21 protein-coding genes and 1 tRNA gene are annotated in these 15,038 nt (G+C 63.7%); 15 read left to right on the top strand and 7 right to left on the bottom strand.

The window, feature by feature from the left end:
* Positions 1 to 7 precede the first annotated feature (7 nt).
* Genes rpsN through rpmB form a run of 3 tightly spaced genes read right to left on the bottom strand, consistent with a single transcriptional unit; the run spans position 8 to position 721 of the window.
* Positions 8 to 313, bottom strand: coding sequence for a 30S ribosomal protein S14 (gene rpsN, locus QMA15_RS02400; protein ID WP_095971064.1), 306 nt, complete (start codon positions 311 to 313; stop codon positions 8 to 10).
* Between the two features lie 2 nt (positions 314 to 315).
* Complete coding sequence (gene rpmG, locus QMA15_RS02405; RefSeq protein ID WP_003946358.1) at positions 316 to 480, bottom strand: 50S ribosomal protein L33; 165 nt, start codon at positions 478 to 480, stop codon at positions 316 to 318.
* Positions 481 to 484: 4 nt separating this feature from the next.
* Positions 485 to 721, bottom strand: coding sequence for a 50S ribosomal protein L28 (rpmB, locus tag QMA15_RS02410; RefSeq protein WP_020908631.1), 237 nt, complete (start codon positions 719 to 721; stop codon positions 485 to 487).
* A gap of 104 nt (positions 722 to 825) precedes the next feature.
* Here rpmB and QMA15_RS02415 point away from each other — a divergent pair, with 104 nt between their 5' ends.
* The 9 genes from QMA15_RS02415 to QMA15_RS02455 all read left to right on the top strand — a co-directional run bounded on the left by QMA15_RS02415 (position 826) and on the right by QMA15_RS02455 (position 7,792).
* Entirely contained in the window at positions 826 to 2,079 is a 1,254-nt protein-coding gene (locus QMA15_RS02415; RefSeq protein WP_279163661.1) for a GTP-binding protein, read from the top strand.
* The gene (locus QMA15_RS02420; RefSeq protein WP_003946367.1) at positions 2,076 to 2,330 is read left to right on the top strand and encodes a type B 50S ribosomal protein L31; all 255 of its coding nucleotides are present in this window, start codon (positions 2,076 to 2,078) and stop codon (positions 2,328 to 2,330) included. Before QMA15_RS02415 ends, QMA15_RS02420 begins: the two co-directional genes overlap by 4 nt.
* Positions 2,330 to 2,503, top strand: a complete 174-nt coding sequence (gene rpmF, locus QMA15_RS02425) for a 50S ribosomal protein L32 (RefSeq protein ID WP_007727540.1) — start codon at positions 2,330 to 2,332, stop codon at positions 2,501 to 2,503. Before QMA15_RS02420 ends, rpmF begins: the two co-directional genes overlap by 1 nt.
* An 18-nt stretch (positions 2,504 to 2,521) precedes the next feature.
* Positions 2,522 to 3,133 (top strand): trimeric intracellular cation channel family protein, encoded by a 612-nt coding sequence (locus QMA15_RS02430; RefSeq protein ID WP_003946409.1) that lies wholly within the window; start codon positions 2,522 to 2,524, stop codon positions 3,131 to 3,133.
* Between the two features lie 70 nt (positions 3,134 to 3,203).
* Entirely contained in the window at positions 3,204 to 3,890 is a 687-nt protein-coding gene (locus tag QMA15_RS02435; protein ID WP_003946387.1) for a response regulator transcription factor, read from the top strand.
* A 65-nt stretch (positions 3,891 to 3,955) separates the two neighbouring features.
* The gene (locus QMA15_RS02440; protein ID WP_020908630.1) at positions 3,956 to 5,335 is read left to right on the top strand and encodes a HAMP domain-containing sensor histidine kinase; all 1,380 of its coding nucleotides are present in this window, start codon (positions 3,956 to 3,958) and stop codon (positions 5,333 to 5,335) included.
* 226 nt (positions 5,336 to 5,561) lie between these two features.
* Positions 5,562 to 7,031, top strand: a complete 1,470-nt coding sequence (locus QMA15_RS02445; protein ID WP_279163662.1) for a trypsin-like peptidase domain-containing protein — start codon at positions 5,562 to 5,564, stop codon at positions 7,029 to 7,031.
* An 80-nt stretch (positions 7,032 to 7,111) separates the two neighbouring features.
* Entirely contained in the window at positions 7,112 to 7,609 is a 498-nt protein-coding gene (locus tag QMA15_RS02450; protein WP_176720912.1) for a MogA/MoaB family molybdenum cofactor biosynthesis protein, read from the top strand.
* A 6-nt stretch (positions 7,610 to 7,615) separates the two neighbouring features.
* Positions 7,616 to 7,792, top strand: coding sequence for a hypothetical protein (locus QMA15_RS02455; RefSeq protein ID WP_019744729.1), 177 nt, complete (start codon positions 7,616 to 7,618; stop codon positions 7,790 to 7,792).
* A 60-nt stretch (positions 7,793 to 7,852) separates the two neighbouring features.
* Here QMA15_RS02455 and mscL read toward each other — a convergent pair whose 3' ends face one another.
* From mscL to QMA15_RS02475, 4 genes are all read right to left on the bottom strand, one after another.
* The gene (gene mscL / locus QMA15_RS02460) at positions 7,853 to 8,275 is read right to left on the bottom strand and encodes a large conductance mechanosensitive channel protein MscL (RefSeq protein ID WP_029255923.1); all 423 of its coding nucleotides are present in this window, start codon (positions 8,273 to 8,275) and stop codon (positions 7,853 to 7,855) included.
* 99 nt (positions 8,276 to 8,374) lie between these two features.
* On the bottom strand, positions 8,375 to 9,121 hold the full coding sequence (locus QMA15_RS02465; RefSeq protein WP_046378979.1) for an SAF domain-containing protein: 747 nt from the start codon (positions 9,119 to 9,121) through the stop codon (positions 8,375 to 8,377).
* A gap of 77 nt (positions 9,122 to 9,198) precedes the next feature.
* Positions 9,199 to 9,510 (bottom strand): FmdB family zinc ribbon protein, encoded by a 312-nt coding sequence (locus QMA15_RS02470; protein WP_003946378.1) that lies wholly within the window; start codon positions 9,508 to 9,510, stop codon positions 9,199 to 9,201.
* A gap of 111 nt (positions 9,511 to 9,621) precedes the next feature.
* Positions 9,622 to 10,200 carry a 5-formyltetrahydrofolate cyclo-ligase gene (locus tag QMA15_RS02475; RefSeq protein ID WP_042952560.1) on the bottom strand — a complete coding sequence of 193 codons (579 nt, stop codon included), beginning with the start codon at positions 10,198 to 10,200 and terminating at the stop codon, positions 9,622 to 9,624.
* A 59-nt stretch (positions 10,201 to 10,259) separates the two neighbouring features.
* Here QMA15_RS02475 and QMA15_RS02480 point away from each other — a divergent pair, with 59 nt between their 5' ends.
* The 6 genes from QMA15_RS02480 to QMA15_RS02505 form a co-directional block, all read left to right on the top strand.
* The gene (locus QMA15_RS02480) at positions 10,260 to 11,171 is read left to right on the top strand and encodes a UTP--glucose-1-phosphate uridylyltransferase (protein WP_019744725.1); all 912 of its coding nucleotides are present in this window, start codon (positions 10,260 to 10,262) and stop codon (positions 11,169 to 11,171) included.
* Positions 11,172 to 11,296: 125 nt separating this feature from the next.
* Entirely contained in the window at positions 11,297 to 12,556 is a 1,260-nt protein-coding gene (gene glp, locus QMA15_RS02485) for a gephyrin-like molybdotransferase Glp (RefSeq protein ID WP_003946353.1), read from the top strand.
* A 21-nt stretch (positions 12,557 to 12,577) separates the two neighbouring features.
* Positions 12,578 to 13,213 carry a GNAT family protein gene (locus QMA15_RS02490; protein ID WP_007727523.1) on the top strand — a complete coding sequence of 212 codons (636 nt, stop codon included), beginning with the start codon at positions 12,578 to 12,580 and terminating at the stop codon, positions 13,211 to 13,213.
* A 267-nt stretch (positions 13,214 to 13,480) separates the two neighbouring features.
* Positions 13,481 to 14,215 carry a gephyrin-like molybdotransferase receptor GlpR gene (glpR, locus tag QMA15_RS02495; RefSeq protein WP_060939735.1) on the top strand — a complete coding sequence of 245 codons (735 nt, stop codon included), beginning with the start codon at positions 13,481 to 13,483 and terminating at the stop codon, positions 14,213 to 14,215.
* A gap of 102 nt (positions 14,216 to 14,317) precedes the next feature.
* Positions 14,318 to 14,393, top strand: a tRNA-Ala gene (locus tag QMA15_RS02500).
* A gap of 274 nt (positions 14,394 to 14,667) precedes the next feature.
* The coding region (locus QMA15_RS02505) for a hypothetical protein (protein ID WP_290283632.1) at positions 14,668 to 15,038 on the top strand (371 nt) is incomplete at its 3' end.

The raw sequence follows: 15,038 nt of genomic DNA on the forward strand, positions 1-15,038 counted from the left end.
GACTTCCTTACCAGCTCGACTTGTGTACGCCAGGCAGTTCCCCACGGTGCGCCATTTCTCGCACGCGAATCCGGGAGAGCCCGAACTTCCGCAGGTGGCCGCGCGGACGTCCATCCGCAGCGTCTCGATTGCGCAATCGTACCGGACTGGCGTCGCGTGGTAGACGTTGCAGGGTCGCTTGGGCCTTCGCGCGCTCCTCGGGTGAGCTTTTCGGGGAGCGGATCGTCTCCTTGAGTGCCGACCTCTGCTCCGCGTATCGCTCGACGACGACCCGTCGCTGGTTGTTCTTCGCGATCTTCGACTTCTTGGCCATGCCTACTTCTCTTCTCGGAAATCGACGTGCTTGCGCAGCACCGGGTCGTACTTCTTCAGTACGAGTCGATCGGGGTCGTTGCGACGGTTCTTGCGGGTCACGTACGTGTACCCGGTGCCCGCGGTGGACTTGAGTTTCACGATCGGGCGGATCTCGTTGCGTGCCATCTGCTCAGACCTTCTCGCCGCGCGCGCGGATCCGGGCGACGACGGATTCGATGCCGTCGCGGTCGATCGTCTTGATGCCCTTGGTCGAGAGGGTGAGCGTGATGCGACGACCCTCGCTGGGCAATACGTATGTCTTGCGCTGGATGTTCGGGTTCCAGCGACGATTCGAACGCTTGTGGGAGTGCGAGACGGATTTTCCGAACCCCGGCACACGTCCGGTCACTTGGCAGTGAGCCGACATGGGTGTTCCTTTCAACTTGCAGATGACAATCATTTTCGACAATGCGGTGAGATCAATGTAGCGTTCATCCCCGGTAATGACAATCATTCCCAGAAAGGTCCGCTGTGAACACGATCCTGGACGGCAGGACTCCGCTGGTCCTGGTCGCCGGCATGAGCGAATCCACTCCACACACCGCACGAGCGTTGCTGCGAACCGGAACTGTTCTGGTTCACCACGACCTGAGCCACGTCCGTGAAGGGGTGGTCCGGCGGACGGTCACCTCGATGACCGGGGGCACCGGGTCTGCCGGGACGGTGTCCGAACGCGAGACGATCCTCGAGCTCGCGCACGGCTGCGTCTCCTGCACCCTGCGCGAAGACTTGCTGCCGCTGCTGCGTCGCCTTCACTCGCACAGTTCGGTTCAGCGGATCGTCTTGCTGCTTGACCGCCAACTCGAACCCGAAGCGCTGTGCTGGGCGATCGAGCATGTCGTCGTGACCGGCGTCGTCGGCCAATTGGACGGACCGGCGCAGCGTGACTGCCGCGTCGACGCCGTCGTGACGTGCATCGACGCCCAGACCTGGCTTGCCGACGCCACCGGCGACGAAGCTCTCGACGACGACCGCACCCTGGCTCAAGTCGTCGTCGGGCAGGTCGACTTCGCCGACGCTCTCGTAATGCGCGGGTCCGATGGACTCGACGGCTGGCAGCGGTCCCGCTTGAACGCGGTTCTCGCGCGCATTGCTCCGCGCGTACCCGTCTTCGATGAGGGAGACGACATCGAGGCACTGCTCCTCGAGGTGCCTGCGGATGCGCGACGCGGTGAGCTGGCCGACGCTCACTCACCGCTGTTGCGTCGTCAGCCGCCGCTCGACGACGACGGCGGAGTGATGCTCGTCGAGTTTACCGCTAACCGGCCGTTCCACCCCGAGCGTCTGCACGAGGCGATCGACGTCCTGCTCGAAGGTGTCGTCTATTCCCGCGGGCGCGTCTGGGTGGCGACTCAACCGGGCGAAGCGCTCTGGCTCGAATCGGCGGGCGGTGGCCTGCGAGTTGCCAGCGCGGACACCTGGCTGGCCGCGATGACGCCGCAGCAACGCGAGCGCGTTCCAGCCGAGCGCCGTGCGCTCGCGGCCCTGAAATGGGACGAGCGTTTCGGCGACCGCGATACCTCGATGGTGGTTCTGGCGTGCGGAGCCAATCCGCTCGAGATCGACCGAACGCTGCAGCACGCCCTGGTCACCGACGAGGAGTTGGCCGACGAAGCGTCGTGGACCACCTGGGAAGACCCGTTCGGAGAGTTCCACGAAGACCCGTGCGACGAATCCGAATCACCTTATGCCGAAACCGAATCAACGCGAGAGGGAAACGAATGAAGAAGCAGATGCACCCCGACTACCACCCCGTGGTGTTCCAGGACGCCAGCACCGGCAAGAGCTTCCTGACCCGGTCGACCGTGACGAGTGAGCGCACCGTCGAATGGGAAGACGGCGGCACATACCCGCTGTTGGTCGTCGACGTCACGAGCGACTCGCACCCGTTCTGGACTGGAGCACAACGAGTGATGGACACCGCCGGACGCGTCGAGAAGTTCGAGCGTCGCTACGGAAAGCGCAAGGCACTCTGATGGCCGTTCCCAAGCGGAAGATGTCGCGTTCCAACACCCGCAGTCGCCGTGCCCAGTGGAAGGCGACGGCGCCCGATCTGGTCGAGGTCACGGCCTTCGGCCAGACCCACCGGGTTCCTCGGCGACTGGTCAAAGCAGTTCGACTCGGGGTGATCGACCCGAGCCGCATCTGACCGTGCGATCCTTGGCCGGTGCTGCTGAGGATCCTCGAACTGGTGGGCATCGTGGCGTTCGCGGCCTCGGGTGCCCTGGTGGGCGTCACCAAGCGACTCGACATCTTCGGGGTGTGCTCGGTGGGTGTGTTCACCGGCATCGGCGGCGGTATCGTCCGCGACGTCCTTCTCGGCGTCCATCCGCCCAGCTCGCTGAGCAGTTGGCCGTACTTCGGAACGGCCGCCGCCACCTCACTCGCCGTGTTCTACCTACACGAGCCGCTCAATCGACTGCGTCGTGAAATCCTGGCGCTCGACGCGCTGGGGATGGGCTTGTTCGCGAGTACCGGCGCCGTCATCGCGCTGGACAACAACGCCAGTTCGCTGGCGGCGACATTGATCGGTGCGACCGCGGCGATCGGCGGCGGAGTGATCCGCGACGTCCTCGTCAACGAGGTACCGCTGCTCCTGCACAAAGACCTGTACGCGGTTCCCGCACTGCTCGGCGCTGCGTTGGTGGTCACAGTCTCGCAAGCCGGACTGTCCACCAACGCCGCGCTGGTGTGCGGCACGGCGTTCGCCGCGGTGTTCAGACTGCTTGCGTTATGGCGTCATTGGAGCCTGCCCGGGCCCAGGCGAACCCGGGACTGACCGCGACACGCCGGAGGCCGGAATCGGACCCTCTCAGCCGCATCTCAGCACTTCAGTCCAAACTGTCGGTATGCGTATTTTGGTGGTCGACGACGACCGGGCGGTTCGCGAGTCGCTTCGGCGGTCGCTCAGCTTCAACGGCTACACGGTCGAGCTCGCGGTCGACGGGCTCGACGCACTCGAGAAGATCCTCGCCAACCGGCCGGACGCCGTCGTGCTCGACGTCATGATGCCGCGACTCGACGGACTCGAAGTGTGCCGTCGTCTTCGCAGTGCCGGCGACGACCTGCCCATCCTCGTGCTCACCGCCCGCGATTCGGTCAGCGAGCGAGTCGCCGGCCTCGATGCCGGAGCGGACGACTACCTGCCCAAGCCCTTCGCTTTGGAAGAGTTGCTTGCCAGGTTGCGTGCACTACTGCGTCGCACCGCGCCCGATCTGGACGCCGATTCCGAAATGATGGCCTTCGAGGACCTCACCCTCGACCCGGTCACCCGTGAGGTCAAGCGCGGAGAGCGATCGATCAGCCTGACTCGTACCGAGTTCTCCCTCCTCGAAATGCTCATGGCCAACCCGCGTCGCGTGCTCACCCGTGGACGCATTCTCGAAGAGGTGTGGGGGTACGACTTCCCGACGTCCGGCAATGCGCTCGAGGTGTACGTCGGCTACCTGCGTCGCAAGACGGAAGCCGACGGCGAACCGAGGTTGATCCACACCGTCCGCGGAGTCGGCTACGTCCTGCGGGAGACGCCTCCGTGATCACCGCTCCGTTCGGCAAGAATGCCGAACCGAAGAAATCCTCCACCACCCAAGCGTCCGTCGAAATGCGCCCGCCGATGCCACTGACCCGTTCGGTGTCATTGCGTTGGCGTGTGACGCTCCTCGCTGCGTCGGTGGTGGCCATTGCCGTCGCAGTCATGGCGATCGCGGCGTACGCGGTGGTTTCGCGTGCGCTCTACGCGGACGTCGATCACCAGTTGCGTACCAGGGCGGCGGTGCTCATCGACAGCAATGTCGTGCGATTCGATCCTCGCTACATCTCCGGTGCGACGCTGTACACCACCGACATCAGTGTGGCCCTGATCTTCTCGGACCTGAGCACGTACCAGCCGCCCGGTTCCGACGTGCCGATCGGTGAAGCCGAAGATGCCGTAGCGCGTGGCGAATCGGATTCTTCGCTGCGAACCGTCGACGGTCAGCGAGTTCTTGCTCAACGGACGCATGACGGAAGCACTTTGGTGATCGGTCAGCGGCTCGCGCCGACCGTTGCGGTACTGGATCGGCTGGCCTGGGTTCTCTTCGTGGTCGGGGGGTGTGGCGTCATACTTGCTGCGGTGGCGGGTACTACCGTGGGCCGCACCGGTTTACGGCCCATCGCCAGGCTGACTGCCGCCACCGAACGAGTCGCCCGGACTGACGATCTGACGCAGATCCCCGTTACCGGGAGCGACGAATTAGCGCGCCTGACAGAGAGTTTCAACACGATGCTGCGGGCGCTCGCCGAGTCACGTGAGCGTCAGTCGCGCCTCGTCGCGGACGCCGGACACGAGTTGCGCACACCGTTGACTTCGTTGCGTACCAACATGGAATTGCTGATCGCGTCCAGTCGCCCCGGTGCGCCGCAGATTCCCGACGAGGACATGGCGGAACTTCGTGCCGACGTCGTCGCGCAGATCGAGGAACTGTCGACTCTGGTAGGTGACCTTGTCGATCTGGCCCGCGAAGACGCGCCCGAAACCGTGTACGAGCGCGTAGACGTCAGCGACGTCGTCGAGCGTGCGCTCGAACGAGCGCGGCGCAGGCGCAACGAAATCGAGTTCGAAGCGGTCACCACTCCGTGGTACGTCTACGGAGATCAAGCGGGCCTGTCGCGTGCGGTGCTGAACGTCCTCGACAACGCTGCGAAATGGAGTCCGAAGGGCGAACAGGTACGCGTCGAAATGCGTCCGGTCGGCCAAGGATTGTTGGAATTGACCGTAAGTGATGCGGGACCCGGCATTCCGGAGGAGGATCGGGAGTTGGTGTTCGATCGTTTCTACCGGTCGACCGCGGCACGTTCGATGCCGGGATCGGGTCTGGGACTTGCGATTGTGCGTCAGGTCGTCGTCAAGCACGGCGGCACCATCGCGATCGACGAATCCGATCGTGGGGGAGCGCTTGTTCGTATCGTGCTTCCCGGCGAACCAGGGCCGAGCGCCGAGTAGCGTGTTCTGTAGACCCGTTGGTCCCGTGCTTCGGTGACTGACGTCACGAGTTAATGCGTTCGGCCCGAGAGTCTTTCGGGCCGAGCCGACAGAACCGGATTTTCACGTCGAACTCTGGGTAAAGTGACAGGCACGTCTCAGCGCCTTCTCAGCAGCGCAAGGCAGCATTGTCGGCAGAACAGTTGTGACTGCCCGTCCGGTGGTCACCGTAGACGAAAGCGAGCCGATGACCGAGGACCGTAACGTCGGGCCGACCCGGCCCGAGCAGCCCAACAGCGAGCCCACCACCCAGGCGCAGCCGACAGCACCTCAGGCGCAGCCTCCTGTGCCGCCGCAGCAGCCTCAGGGGCAGGCGCCTCAGCAGCCGTACCAGCCGACCGAATCCTTTGCCCGACCCACCGAAGCCTTCGGGCAGGCGCCGCAGCAGCCCACGCAGGCTTTCGGCCACCCGCACGGTGCCCATGAGGCCGCGTACCAGCAGAGCGCCCCGTACGGCGCACCCAACCCTGGTGGCCCCAGCGGTCCGAACGGCCCGGGCGGCCACAACCAGATCCCCGCACCGCTGCAGGGGCCGAACTCCGGTTCGACCACCACAAAGCCGAAGTCGGGACGCATGGCGCTGGTTGCCGGCGCTCTCGCCCTGGTCCTGGTCAGTGGTGGTGTCGGTGGCGTGGTCGGTGCCGTCGTCGCGGACCGCAACGGTGGAACCGCGACGGTCACCAACTCTCTGAACGCTCCGAAGCCCACTGCGACCAACACGTCCAACGCTCCCGCCGGCTCGGTTCAGGCCGTTGCCTCGAAGGTGGTGCCGAGCGTCGTGCAGATCGAGGTCGCCACCGCGCAGGGACAGGGCGGTGAGGGTTCCGGTGTCATCCTGTCCTCCGACGGCCTGATCCTGACCAACAACCACGTTGCCGGCGCACAGGGAGCGCAACTTCGCGTCGCGTTCTCCGACGGAACCAAGGCCTCGGCCACCCTTGTCGGTGCCGATCCCGTCTCCGACATCGCCGTCATCAAGGTCGACGGCCGCAACGACCTCACCCCCATCGATCTCGGCAACTCCGGCGACGTCCAGGTCGGACAGCAGGTTGTGGCCGTCGGGTCCCCGCTCGGCCTTGCCGGCACGGTCACCGAAGGCATCATCTCCGCACTCGATCGCCCGGTGTCCACGAGCGGCGAGTCCGGCAACCAGAACACCGTCATCGACGCTCTGCAGACCGACGCAGCGATCAACCCCGGCAACTCCGGCGGCGCCCTCGTCAACATGGACGGCCAGCTGATCGGCATCAACACGGCGATCGCCTCGCTCGGAGCGTCGTCGGGTACCCAGGGCGGTTCCATCGGCCTCGGTTTCGCCATCCCGATCGATCAGGCACGCCGCGTCGCCGACGAACTGATCAAGACCGGCAAGGCGACTCAAGCCATGATCGGCGTGACCGTACCGTCGCAGGACAACGCCGACGGCGCAACCGTCATGGATGTCACTGCTGACGGGCCGGCCGCCAAGGCCGGTATCCCGAAGGGTGCAGTCATCACCAAGGTCGACGATCGTGTTGTCGCAGATGGTGATTCGCTGATCGCGGCAGTGCGTTCACATGCTCCCGGCGACAAGGTCTCGATCACGTACAGCGACGGCGGGCAGACCAAAACCGTCGACGTCACGTTGGGAACCGCGGCAGCGCAGGGCGGCCGATGATGTTCGGCGATCAGCAGACGATCGACCCGATCTTCGGCCAGATCGCAACGGCGTCGGGATCGGACACTACGGTAGGTGTCATGGAACTCGAAGCCACATCGGCCGGCCGCGCTCTGGTCGTCATCGTCGACGATCGCACAGCCCACGGCGACAACACCGACTCCATCGGTCCACTGGTTACGGAACTGCTGAACGAAGCGGGTTTTCTCGTCGATGCGACGGTCGCCGTCGCCGCCGACGAAGTGGAGATCCGCAACGCTCTCAACACCGCAGTCATCGGTGGCGTCGACCTCGTCATCTCGGTCGGCGGTACCGGGGTATCCCCGCGTGATGTGACTCCCGACGTGACCGCAGAGGTTCTCGATCGCGAGATCCCGGGAATTGCCGAAGCACTTCGCGCTTCCGGTCTGTCGGCCGGATCGCTCGAAGCAGGCTTGTCCCGCGGCCTCGTCGGGGTTTCGGGAAGCACCGTGGTCGCCAATCTGGCGTCGACCAGGCCGGCAATTCGCGACGGCATGGCAACCCTGACGGCTTTGGCGAGTCACGTCATCGCCGAGCTGTCCAGCCTCGAGGGCTGAGTCAGCTTGTCGGAGCAACCAGATACCCCGAAGAAGCCGCCAGTCGACAAGAAGCGCCTGGCGCGCATCTTCGGGGACGTCTTTCCCGAGACGACGTCGGACGAGCGGGGTCCTGAAGGGTCCTCGCGATCCTCGGACGACGACTGGCTGCGCAGTCAGCGGCCCCCGCACCACGGCGGTTGAGAAGTAAATCAGGCCCTCGGACACAATGTCCGAGGGCCTGATTTGTTCTGTGAGCGCTGCCTATTCGAGCGTCTTGGCGTGAGCTCCCGTGTCGGCGCCACCGGCATTGGCGGAGAGGATGTCGCGGATCTGGATGAGCAGATCGGTTTCGCTGGCTTCCTTGTCCTCGGGCTCGGAGACGAACTTCTTCTTCGCCGCATTCGCGGGAACGATCAGCACGAAGTAGACGACCGCCGCGATGATGATGAAGTTGATGATCGCGGTGACCACGGCGCCGAAGTTCAAGAACGTCTCAGCGGTGTCACCCGTCAGCTGAATGCCCCACCCATATTCGTTGCCGCCGCCGATCGAAGCGACGAGTGGGTTGATGATGTTGCTGGTGAATGCCGTGACGATGGCGGTGAAGGCTGCGCCGATGACCACGGCGACGGCCAGGTCGAGCACGTTTCCGCGAAGCAGGAAATCCTTGAATCCCTTGAGCATGTCGGTGTCCCCTCGAGTCTCCGATGGCAAGTGCCAGATGGTCCGTTGATACCGAACCGACTGGAAAAATCCTAGAGGAGCTTCGGACGCTTTGTGCGGTCAGCGGAATGTCACGGTGATCGCATTGGACAGGGATGCCGCGGCAACGACGTTGGCTGCCGGTGTCGGCAGAGCCAGCAGAATCACCTGTTCCTGCTGGTTACGTGTACTTTCCGACGTGGTGACCAACGCGACTACTGCTCCCGCCGCAAGAATCTGCGGGGCCTTGTCGGCAATTGATTCGTTGGGTGTGTCGGGGCGGGATGTGTCAGTGCGGGATGTGTCAGGGCCGACGGTCAGGACGTCGACGACATCCCCGCTGCGCAACATGTCCGCGACGGCTGCATCGGCCAATCGGACGGGGACGATACGGGCGTCGTCGGTTCCTACCGACAACCCGGCCAGCCGTGGGCTGAGAACGCGCACGTCGGTGACGGTTTCTCCGGAGCGAATCGGGCCGGCAACGGTTCTCCCGACTACCAGGTCGGTATCGGAGACAACTCCTTCGGGAAGCTGTTTCGAGTCGATCTCTCGGATCTCGACATCCGAATCCGCGATCACCTGTCCGGGAGTGAGATCGCGACTCGAGACAACTGCAGCGACGGTATCGGTCGCGGGATCGCCTCGGAAGAAGAGAACGACGCCGAGTGCTGCCAGGGCAACGGCTGCGATCTTGCGGACTGTCGCCGTGCGGAATCGTGCGCCGCGTGTCAGTTCGACGACGCGATCGAAGGTGCTCGGGCTGAGATCGAGCTGGGCGCGCAGTGGATCGGAGCGCCTCGGCGAGCGAGAACGTGCTGACGGCATTCATGCACGTTAGGGCCGGAAGCGGTGCTTCCGGCCCTAACGATGTGAAACTGTGGACAACCCGGAGGTTGTGGAAATCAGCTTGCGGCAGCCTTCGCGGGCGCCGGCGTGCTGGTCGACGAACTCGATGTCGAAGAGGAGTCCGACTTGGACTCGGACTTCGCAGCGGGTGCCGAATCACTCTTGGCGGGCTCGCTCGCAGTCCCGGAGCCGCCGCGGCTGTCGGTGCGGTAGAAGCCGCTGCCCTTGAACACGATGCCAACAGAGTTGAACAGCTTGCGGAGCTTGCCTGAGCAAGCTGGGCAGACCGTCAGCGAATCTTCGCTGAAGGACTGGACGATGTCGAAACGGTTGTCACATTCCGTACATGCGTATGAGTAGGTGGGCACCGGGCTTCCTCCGCACTGTGATGTTCGAGCAGCCGCGTATTTACACCGCAGCCTTTAGCACTCTACAAGTGACAGTGCCAACAGCGCTAATCAGGGATCTATTCCCGCAGATCAATCGCCCTGGAGTCGCGTGAGGCCGCCGCCCGGCGTCAATGCCCAGCCCATCGGAATGTCGTGGTCGTCGGCAGGCAAGGTCTCGACGAGTTCGGAGTCTCTGACAATTGCCACGAGCCGAGTCTGCGGTCCGACCGACCCGAGCGTCCGGTCGTAGAAGCCTGCGCCGCGGCCAAGGCGTGTTCCACGAAGATCCACCGCGAGAGCAGGGATCAGCATGCATTCCACGTCGGACAGGGTTTCCGGTGGTAGGACGGGTCCGACGGGCTCCCGAATGCCGTACTTCGCGGGGCGCAAACCGTCGGTACCGCTGTATTGAACCCAGGACAACGGTCCGGGTTCTCCGGTGATCGGAAGTAGTACACGCTGCGCGATCTCGGCAACGGCGTCGAGCAAGTCGGTGGATCCTGGTTCGGTGCGGGTGGGGACGTACGCACAGACGGTTGAGCCGTCGACAATCACTGAACGTATGTGCGTGATCAACGCCGCAGTTTCCGTATTTCGGGTGTGCTCGGAGACTGCATCACGTGCTGCGAGTGCGATTTGTCGCCATTGTGCTTTTGTCTGAGGTGTCACCCCGCAACGATATTCGTCGTGCTGACCGAGCGGTAACAAGCGGCGGCTAAGGTGTTGGCATGACAGACGTTGTCGCTAGCAGCACGAGGGCCTTCCGTACGGCCGTGGTTCCCGCAGCCGGACTTGGTACGCGTTTCCTGCCTGCCACCAAGACGGTTCCGAAAGAATTGCTGCCGGTCGTGGACACACCGGGTATCGAACTGGTGGCGGGTGAAGCTGCGGACTCGGGAGCCGAGCGGCTCGTCATCGTGACGTCCCCGGGCAAAGACGGAGTGGTTGCGCACTTCGTCGAGGATCTCGTGCTCGAAAGCAAGCTGGAAGCGAGCGGAAAACTTGCTGCCCTGGCAAAGGTGCGCAAAGCGCCGGGTTTGCTCGAAGTCGATTCCGTGATTCAGGAGCAGCCCCTCGGCCTCGGGCACGCAGTTGGTTGCGTCGAGTCGGTTCTCGACGACGACGAAGATGCCATCGCGGTCCTTCTGCCCGATGATCTCGTGCTCCCGCGTGGCGTCCTGGAGATCATGGCGCGAGTTCGGGCCAAGCGCGGCGGATCCGTTCTCTGTGCAATCGACGTTCCCAAGGACGCAGTGAGCGCTTACGGCGTCTTCGACGTCGAGATCGTTCCCGACGCGGTCAATCCCGACGTCCTCAAGGTCGTCGGCATGGTCGAGAAGCCGGCTGTGGAAGACGCGCCGTCGACCTTTGCCGCTGCGGGTCGCTATCTGCTCGATCGTGCGATCTTCGACGCACTTCGCCGCATCAAGCCGGGAGCCGGCGGTGAGTTGCAACTCACCGACGCCATCGCTCTCCTGATTTCCGAGGGTCATCCGGTTCACGTGGTCGTGCACCGCGGAACGCGTCATGACCTGGGCAACCCCGGCGGGTACCTCCGCGCTTCGGTTGACCTGGCACTCGACAGCGACGATTACGGTCCGTCCTTGCGTAAGTGGCTCGCGGATCGGCTCGACCGCTGAGCGTGTCGCCACGGTGGTTGATCGCCCGATAACGCAGTATCAATGTGCTTGTCCCTTTTCGAAGGCAAGGCATCATGAGCTGACGGATATCACCGAATTTCCAGACACAGGAGGACGCGGACCAGATGCGGTCGGTTGAGGAGCAGCAGACCAGGGTTACCGCTGCTGCAGTGGCACCCCGTCCGGTTCGGGTCGCCATCTCGGAGGCGCAGGGACTGCTGTGTGCCGAGGAAGTGGTGACCGAACGCCCATTGCCGGGATTCGATCAAGCTGCCATCGACGGTTACGCGGTTCGCAGTGTCGATGTCGCCGGCGCTGGAGCCGACCTCCGCGGCGAGGACGGCGAGCCTACGGACCTCAGCTTGCCGGTGGTCGGCGAGGTGACGGCGGGCTCACGCCAACCGATCCGGTTGCAACCGCGTCAGGCCGTTCGAGTCGACACGGGCGCGCCGCTGCCCACGCTGGCCGACGCCGTGCTCCCGCTCGAAAACACCGACGGTGGTCGCGCTCGCGTTCGGATCTTCGAGCCGGTGCGTTCGGGCGATTACGTTCGCCGTGCAGGTGACGACGTCCAGCCGGGCGACGTGGCCGTTCGGGCAGGCACCATCATCGGAGCCGCACAGGTCGGTTTGCTTGCCGCGGTCGGTCGCGACAAAGTGCTCGTCCATCCGCGTCCGCGTCTCTCCGTCATCAGCGTCGGTGGAGAACTTGTCGACGTGGATCGCACGCCGGGGCCTGGTCAGGTCTACGACGTCAATTCGTATGCCCTCGCCGCCGCAGCGCGCGATGCCGGCGCCGACGTCAACCGTGTGGGAATCGCAGGCAACGACTCGCGCCGTCTTCGCGAAGTAGTCGAAGGACAGCTGATTCGCTCGGAAATCGTTGTCATCGCCGGTGCCGTGGGCGGCGGAGCGTCCGACGAGGTTCGTGAGGCGCTTGCCGACCTGGGGACACTCGAGGTGGAGCGCGTTGCCATGCATCCGGGATCAGTGCAGGGCTTCGGCAAGCTGGGACGAGACGAGGTTCCGACCTTTCTCCTACCGTCCAACCCGGTCAGCGCACTGGTGGTATTCGAAGTCATGGTTCGCCCGCTGATCAGAATCGCGCTCGGACGCCGCCAACCGATGCGGCGAGTAGTGAAGGCGCGCACGGTGGGAACGATCACGTCGATTGCCGATCGCAAGGGTTTCCTGCGTGGTCAGCTGATGCGTGACGAAGCGACGGGGGAGTACCTGGTGCAGGCACTCGGGGGTGCGCCCGGTGCGTCCTCACATCTCCTCGCGACCTTGGCGGAAGCCAATTGCTTGGTTCTTGTCGATCGAGACGTCACCGAAGTGCACATCGGTGAAGAAGTCGACGTAGCTTTTCTCGCCCAACGTGGGTAACGCCGACCCGAGTGGGGTGTGATGTCAGTCCATCCAGGATGGCCGGAAGATCTCGGCCCACTGCGAGTGCCCGCGGGAGTGGTGACCGTCCGCCCCGTGAAGCTCCGTGACGCTGCTGTGTGGAGTCGCCTCCGCATTCGCGATCGCGAGCACCTGGAGCCGTGGGAGCCCACCGGAGAGTCGCCCTGGGATGCTCGCCACCACATCACTGTCTGGCCGTCCCTGTGCGGGAATCTTCGCTCCGAGGCGCGCAAGGGTCGGATCCTTCCCTTGGTGATCGAACTCGACGGGAAGTACTGCGGGCAGGTCACCATCGGAAATGTCGTGCGCGGCGCTCTGCGGTCCGCCTGGGTGGGCTATTGGGTCGCCTCGCACGTCACCGGTGGGGGCGTAGCCACAGCGGCCGTGGCGCTCACACTCGATCACGCATTCTCGAAGGTCGGTCTGCATCGAGTGGAGGCGACCGTTCGGCCGGAGAACGCGTCGAGTCGCGCAGTCCTACGAAATGTTGGGTTCCGGGAGGAAGGTCTTCTCAAGCGCTATCTCGATGTCGACGGCCAATGGCGTGATCATCTTCTGGTCGGAATGACCATCGAGGAAGTACCCACCACCGTCGTCGACAGATTGGTGCGGTCCGGACGCGCTTCGTGGGTGTGACCAATACGGCGCCACGAGCGTGAGAAACGCGAGCTAAACGGCAGTTACCGCTGAGTAGTCCTACTTTCGGCCGGAAAAATGTGGTTTTTGATTCAACCAGAACTTGAGACTTTTGGGACTGAACCGGAAGTTCAGTTCGGTACGCGTGTGACACATGAGTATGGTGGGGTTCGGCGCGTCGGCAACGATGCGAGGGCGTCGGCCGTTAACCTTGACTCGTCAACGGCTGGCATAGGTGCTGGTAGGTGATCGGGAGGAGGCCGCGGCATGCCTAGCTCATTCGTGTGGATCGGGCTGGTGGCCGTGTGGCTGTTCGTCCTGGTGCCGATGCTTGTCAACAAGCGCCCCAGGATCCGGCAGACGAGTGACGCGGCGCTCGCGACTCGAGTACTCCACCGCGGCGACAGCAACCCTGTTCAGCGCGGGCCGGCAGCAGGACATCGAAGCGATCCGAACTGGCAACCAGAACCAGTGCGCAGCAGCTACGACGCGGAGGACCAGATGGACACTCACGCAGAAGACGACTACACCGGCGGTCGTGCACCGGTCGGAGAATTTGTTCCCGTTCGGCGCGGCCGAGGCGGATTCGACCCCGAGGCGGATGCCATCGCCCGGGAGGCGCGGTACGCATTCCGTCAGCGGACATTGCTGGGCCTGGCATTCGTCGCGATTCTCTCGGGCGCTCTCGCATTGATCATCTCGCCGATGGTGTGGTGGTTGTTTGTGCTGACCGTGTGCGGCCTCGGTGGGTACATGGCGTACCTACGTCGGCAGGTTCGGATCGAGCAGGAGATTCGCCGTCGTCGCACCGAGCGCCTCAACCGATCGCGACTCGGAGTCGAATCGCACACCGACGAAGAGCTGCGCCTGATTCCCGCGCGATTGCGCCGGCCAGGAGCGGTTGTTCTCGAGGTCGACGACGAAGATCCGGCGTTCGATCACTTGGATCACTACGAAGAAGAGGTCAGGCACACCGAGATGCGTCGCGCATCCGGTCAGTGACCTTCTGGGCCGATCTTGTCAGGTCGAAAGTTCGTGTCGGGTGATTCCAACGGGAGTATTCGTTCCTGTTAGAGTTGCCGAGCACCGCTGAGGCGGTGGCACGGGGCTGTGGCGCAGTTGGTAGCGCGCTTCGTTCGCATCGAAGAGGTCAGGGGTTCGATTCCCCTCAGCTCCACCAAGAAGTACCAGCAAAAAGGGTCTTTCAACGAAAGTTGAACGGCCCTTTCCTGCATTTTCAGAGCCTGCCCGAATTGTGAAGATTTAGCTCGAGTGTGCGCCGTTTCATACGATTGCGACCGCTGATCCGGACCGTTGAGCTTCCAAGTGAGGGATGATCCTTGGGCGGATACATGTTTGCCGGAAATGTAACGAGGGTGTGTCCGGTGCGATAGGCACGATGAGTCTGCCGCAGTTTTCCGCAGGTCGGACGTATGTGTCGGGGAGGAATGTCGATGAGCCAGCCACGACGGCTAGCGATGATGCTTGTTGCTGTGATGTGCCTGATGGGTATCGGCGTCCTTGCCGTATCGGTCTTCCCTGCCATCGTCGCCGCCCAACCTGGCGGCAACAGTGGCGGTGGAAACAATGGCAACGGAAACGGCAATTACGGCAACAACGGTGGCAATAACAACGGCAACAACGGCAACGGTGGCGGTAACAACGGCAACGGTGGCGGTAACAACGGCAACGGCAACTATGGCTGGCATTGCCACCATCACAACTGCGGTACAACCGTAATTCCGACGCCGACCACGACGACTGAGCCCACGACCACTGAGCCCACGACGACGACTGAGCCCACGACGACTGAGCCCACGACGAC

The sequence above is a fragment of the Rhodococcus sp. APC 3903 genome (assembly GCF_030407755.1).
Lineage (GTDB): Bacteria > Actinomycetota > Actinomycetes > Mycobacteriales > Mycobacteriaceae > Rhodococcus_F > Rhodococcus_F erythropolis.

Coding starts and splice junctions, on each gene's coding strand:
- QMA15_RS02465 (WP_046378979.1), bottom strand. CDS start 9,121: ATGCCGTCAGCACGTTCTCGCTCGCCGAGGCGCTCCGATCCACTGCGC.
- glpR (WP_060939735.1), top strand. CDS start 13,481: ATGCCTAGCTCATTCGTGTGGATCGGGCTGGTGGCCGTGTGGCTGTTC.
- mscL (WP_029255923.1), bottom strand. CDS start 8,275: ATGCTCAAGGGATTCAAGGATTTCCTGCTTCGCGGAAACGTGCTCGAC.
- rpmB (WP_020908631.1), bottom strand. CDS start 721: ATGTCGGCTCACTGCCAAGTGACCGGACGTGTGCCGGGGTTCGGAAAA.
- QMA15_RS02435 (WP_003946387.1), top strand. CDS start 3,204: ATGCGTATTTTGGTGGTCGACGACGACCGGGCGGTTCGCGAGTCGCTT.
- QMA15_RS02450 (WP_176720912.1), top strand. CDS start 7,112: ATGGAACTCGAAGCCACATCGGCCGGCCGCGCTCTGGTCGTCATCGTC.
- QMA15_RS02445 (WP_279163662.1), top strand. CDS start 5,562: ATGACCGAGGACCGTAACGTCGGGCCGACCCGGCCCGAGCAGCCCAAC.
- QMA15_RS02490 (WP_007727523.1), top strand. CDS start 12,578: ATGTCAGTCCATCCAGGATGGCCGGAAGATCTCGGCCCACTGCGAGTG.
- QMA15_RS02420 (WP_003946367.1), top strand. CDS start 2,076: ATGAAGAAGCAGATGCACCCCGACTACCACCCCGTGGTGTTCCAGGAC.
- QMA15_RS02480 (WP_019744725.1), top strand. CDS start 10,260: ATGACAGACGTTGTCGCTAGCAGCACGAGGGCCTTCCGTACGGCCGTG.
- rpmF (WP_007727540.1), top strand. CDS start 2,330: ATGGCCGTTCCCAAGCGGAAGATGTCGCGTTCCAACACCCGCAGTCGC.
- rpsN (WP_095971064.1), bottom strand. CDS start 313: ATGGCCAAGAAGTCGAAGATCGCGAAGAACAACCAGCGACGGGTCGTC.
- rpmG (WP_003946358.1), bottom strand. CDS start 480: ATGGCACGCAACGAGATCCGCCCGATCGTGAAACTCAAGTCCACCGCG.
- glp (WP_003946353.1), top strand. CDS start 11,297: ATGCGGTCGGTTGAGGAGCAGCAGACCAGGGTTACCGCTGCTGCAGTG.
- QMA15_RS02440 (WP_020908630.1), top strand. CDS start 3,956: ATGCGCCCGCCGATGCCACTGACCCGTTCGGTGTCATTGCGTTGGCGT.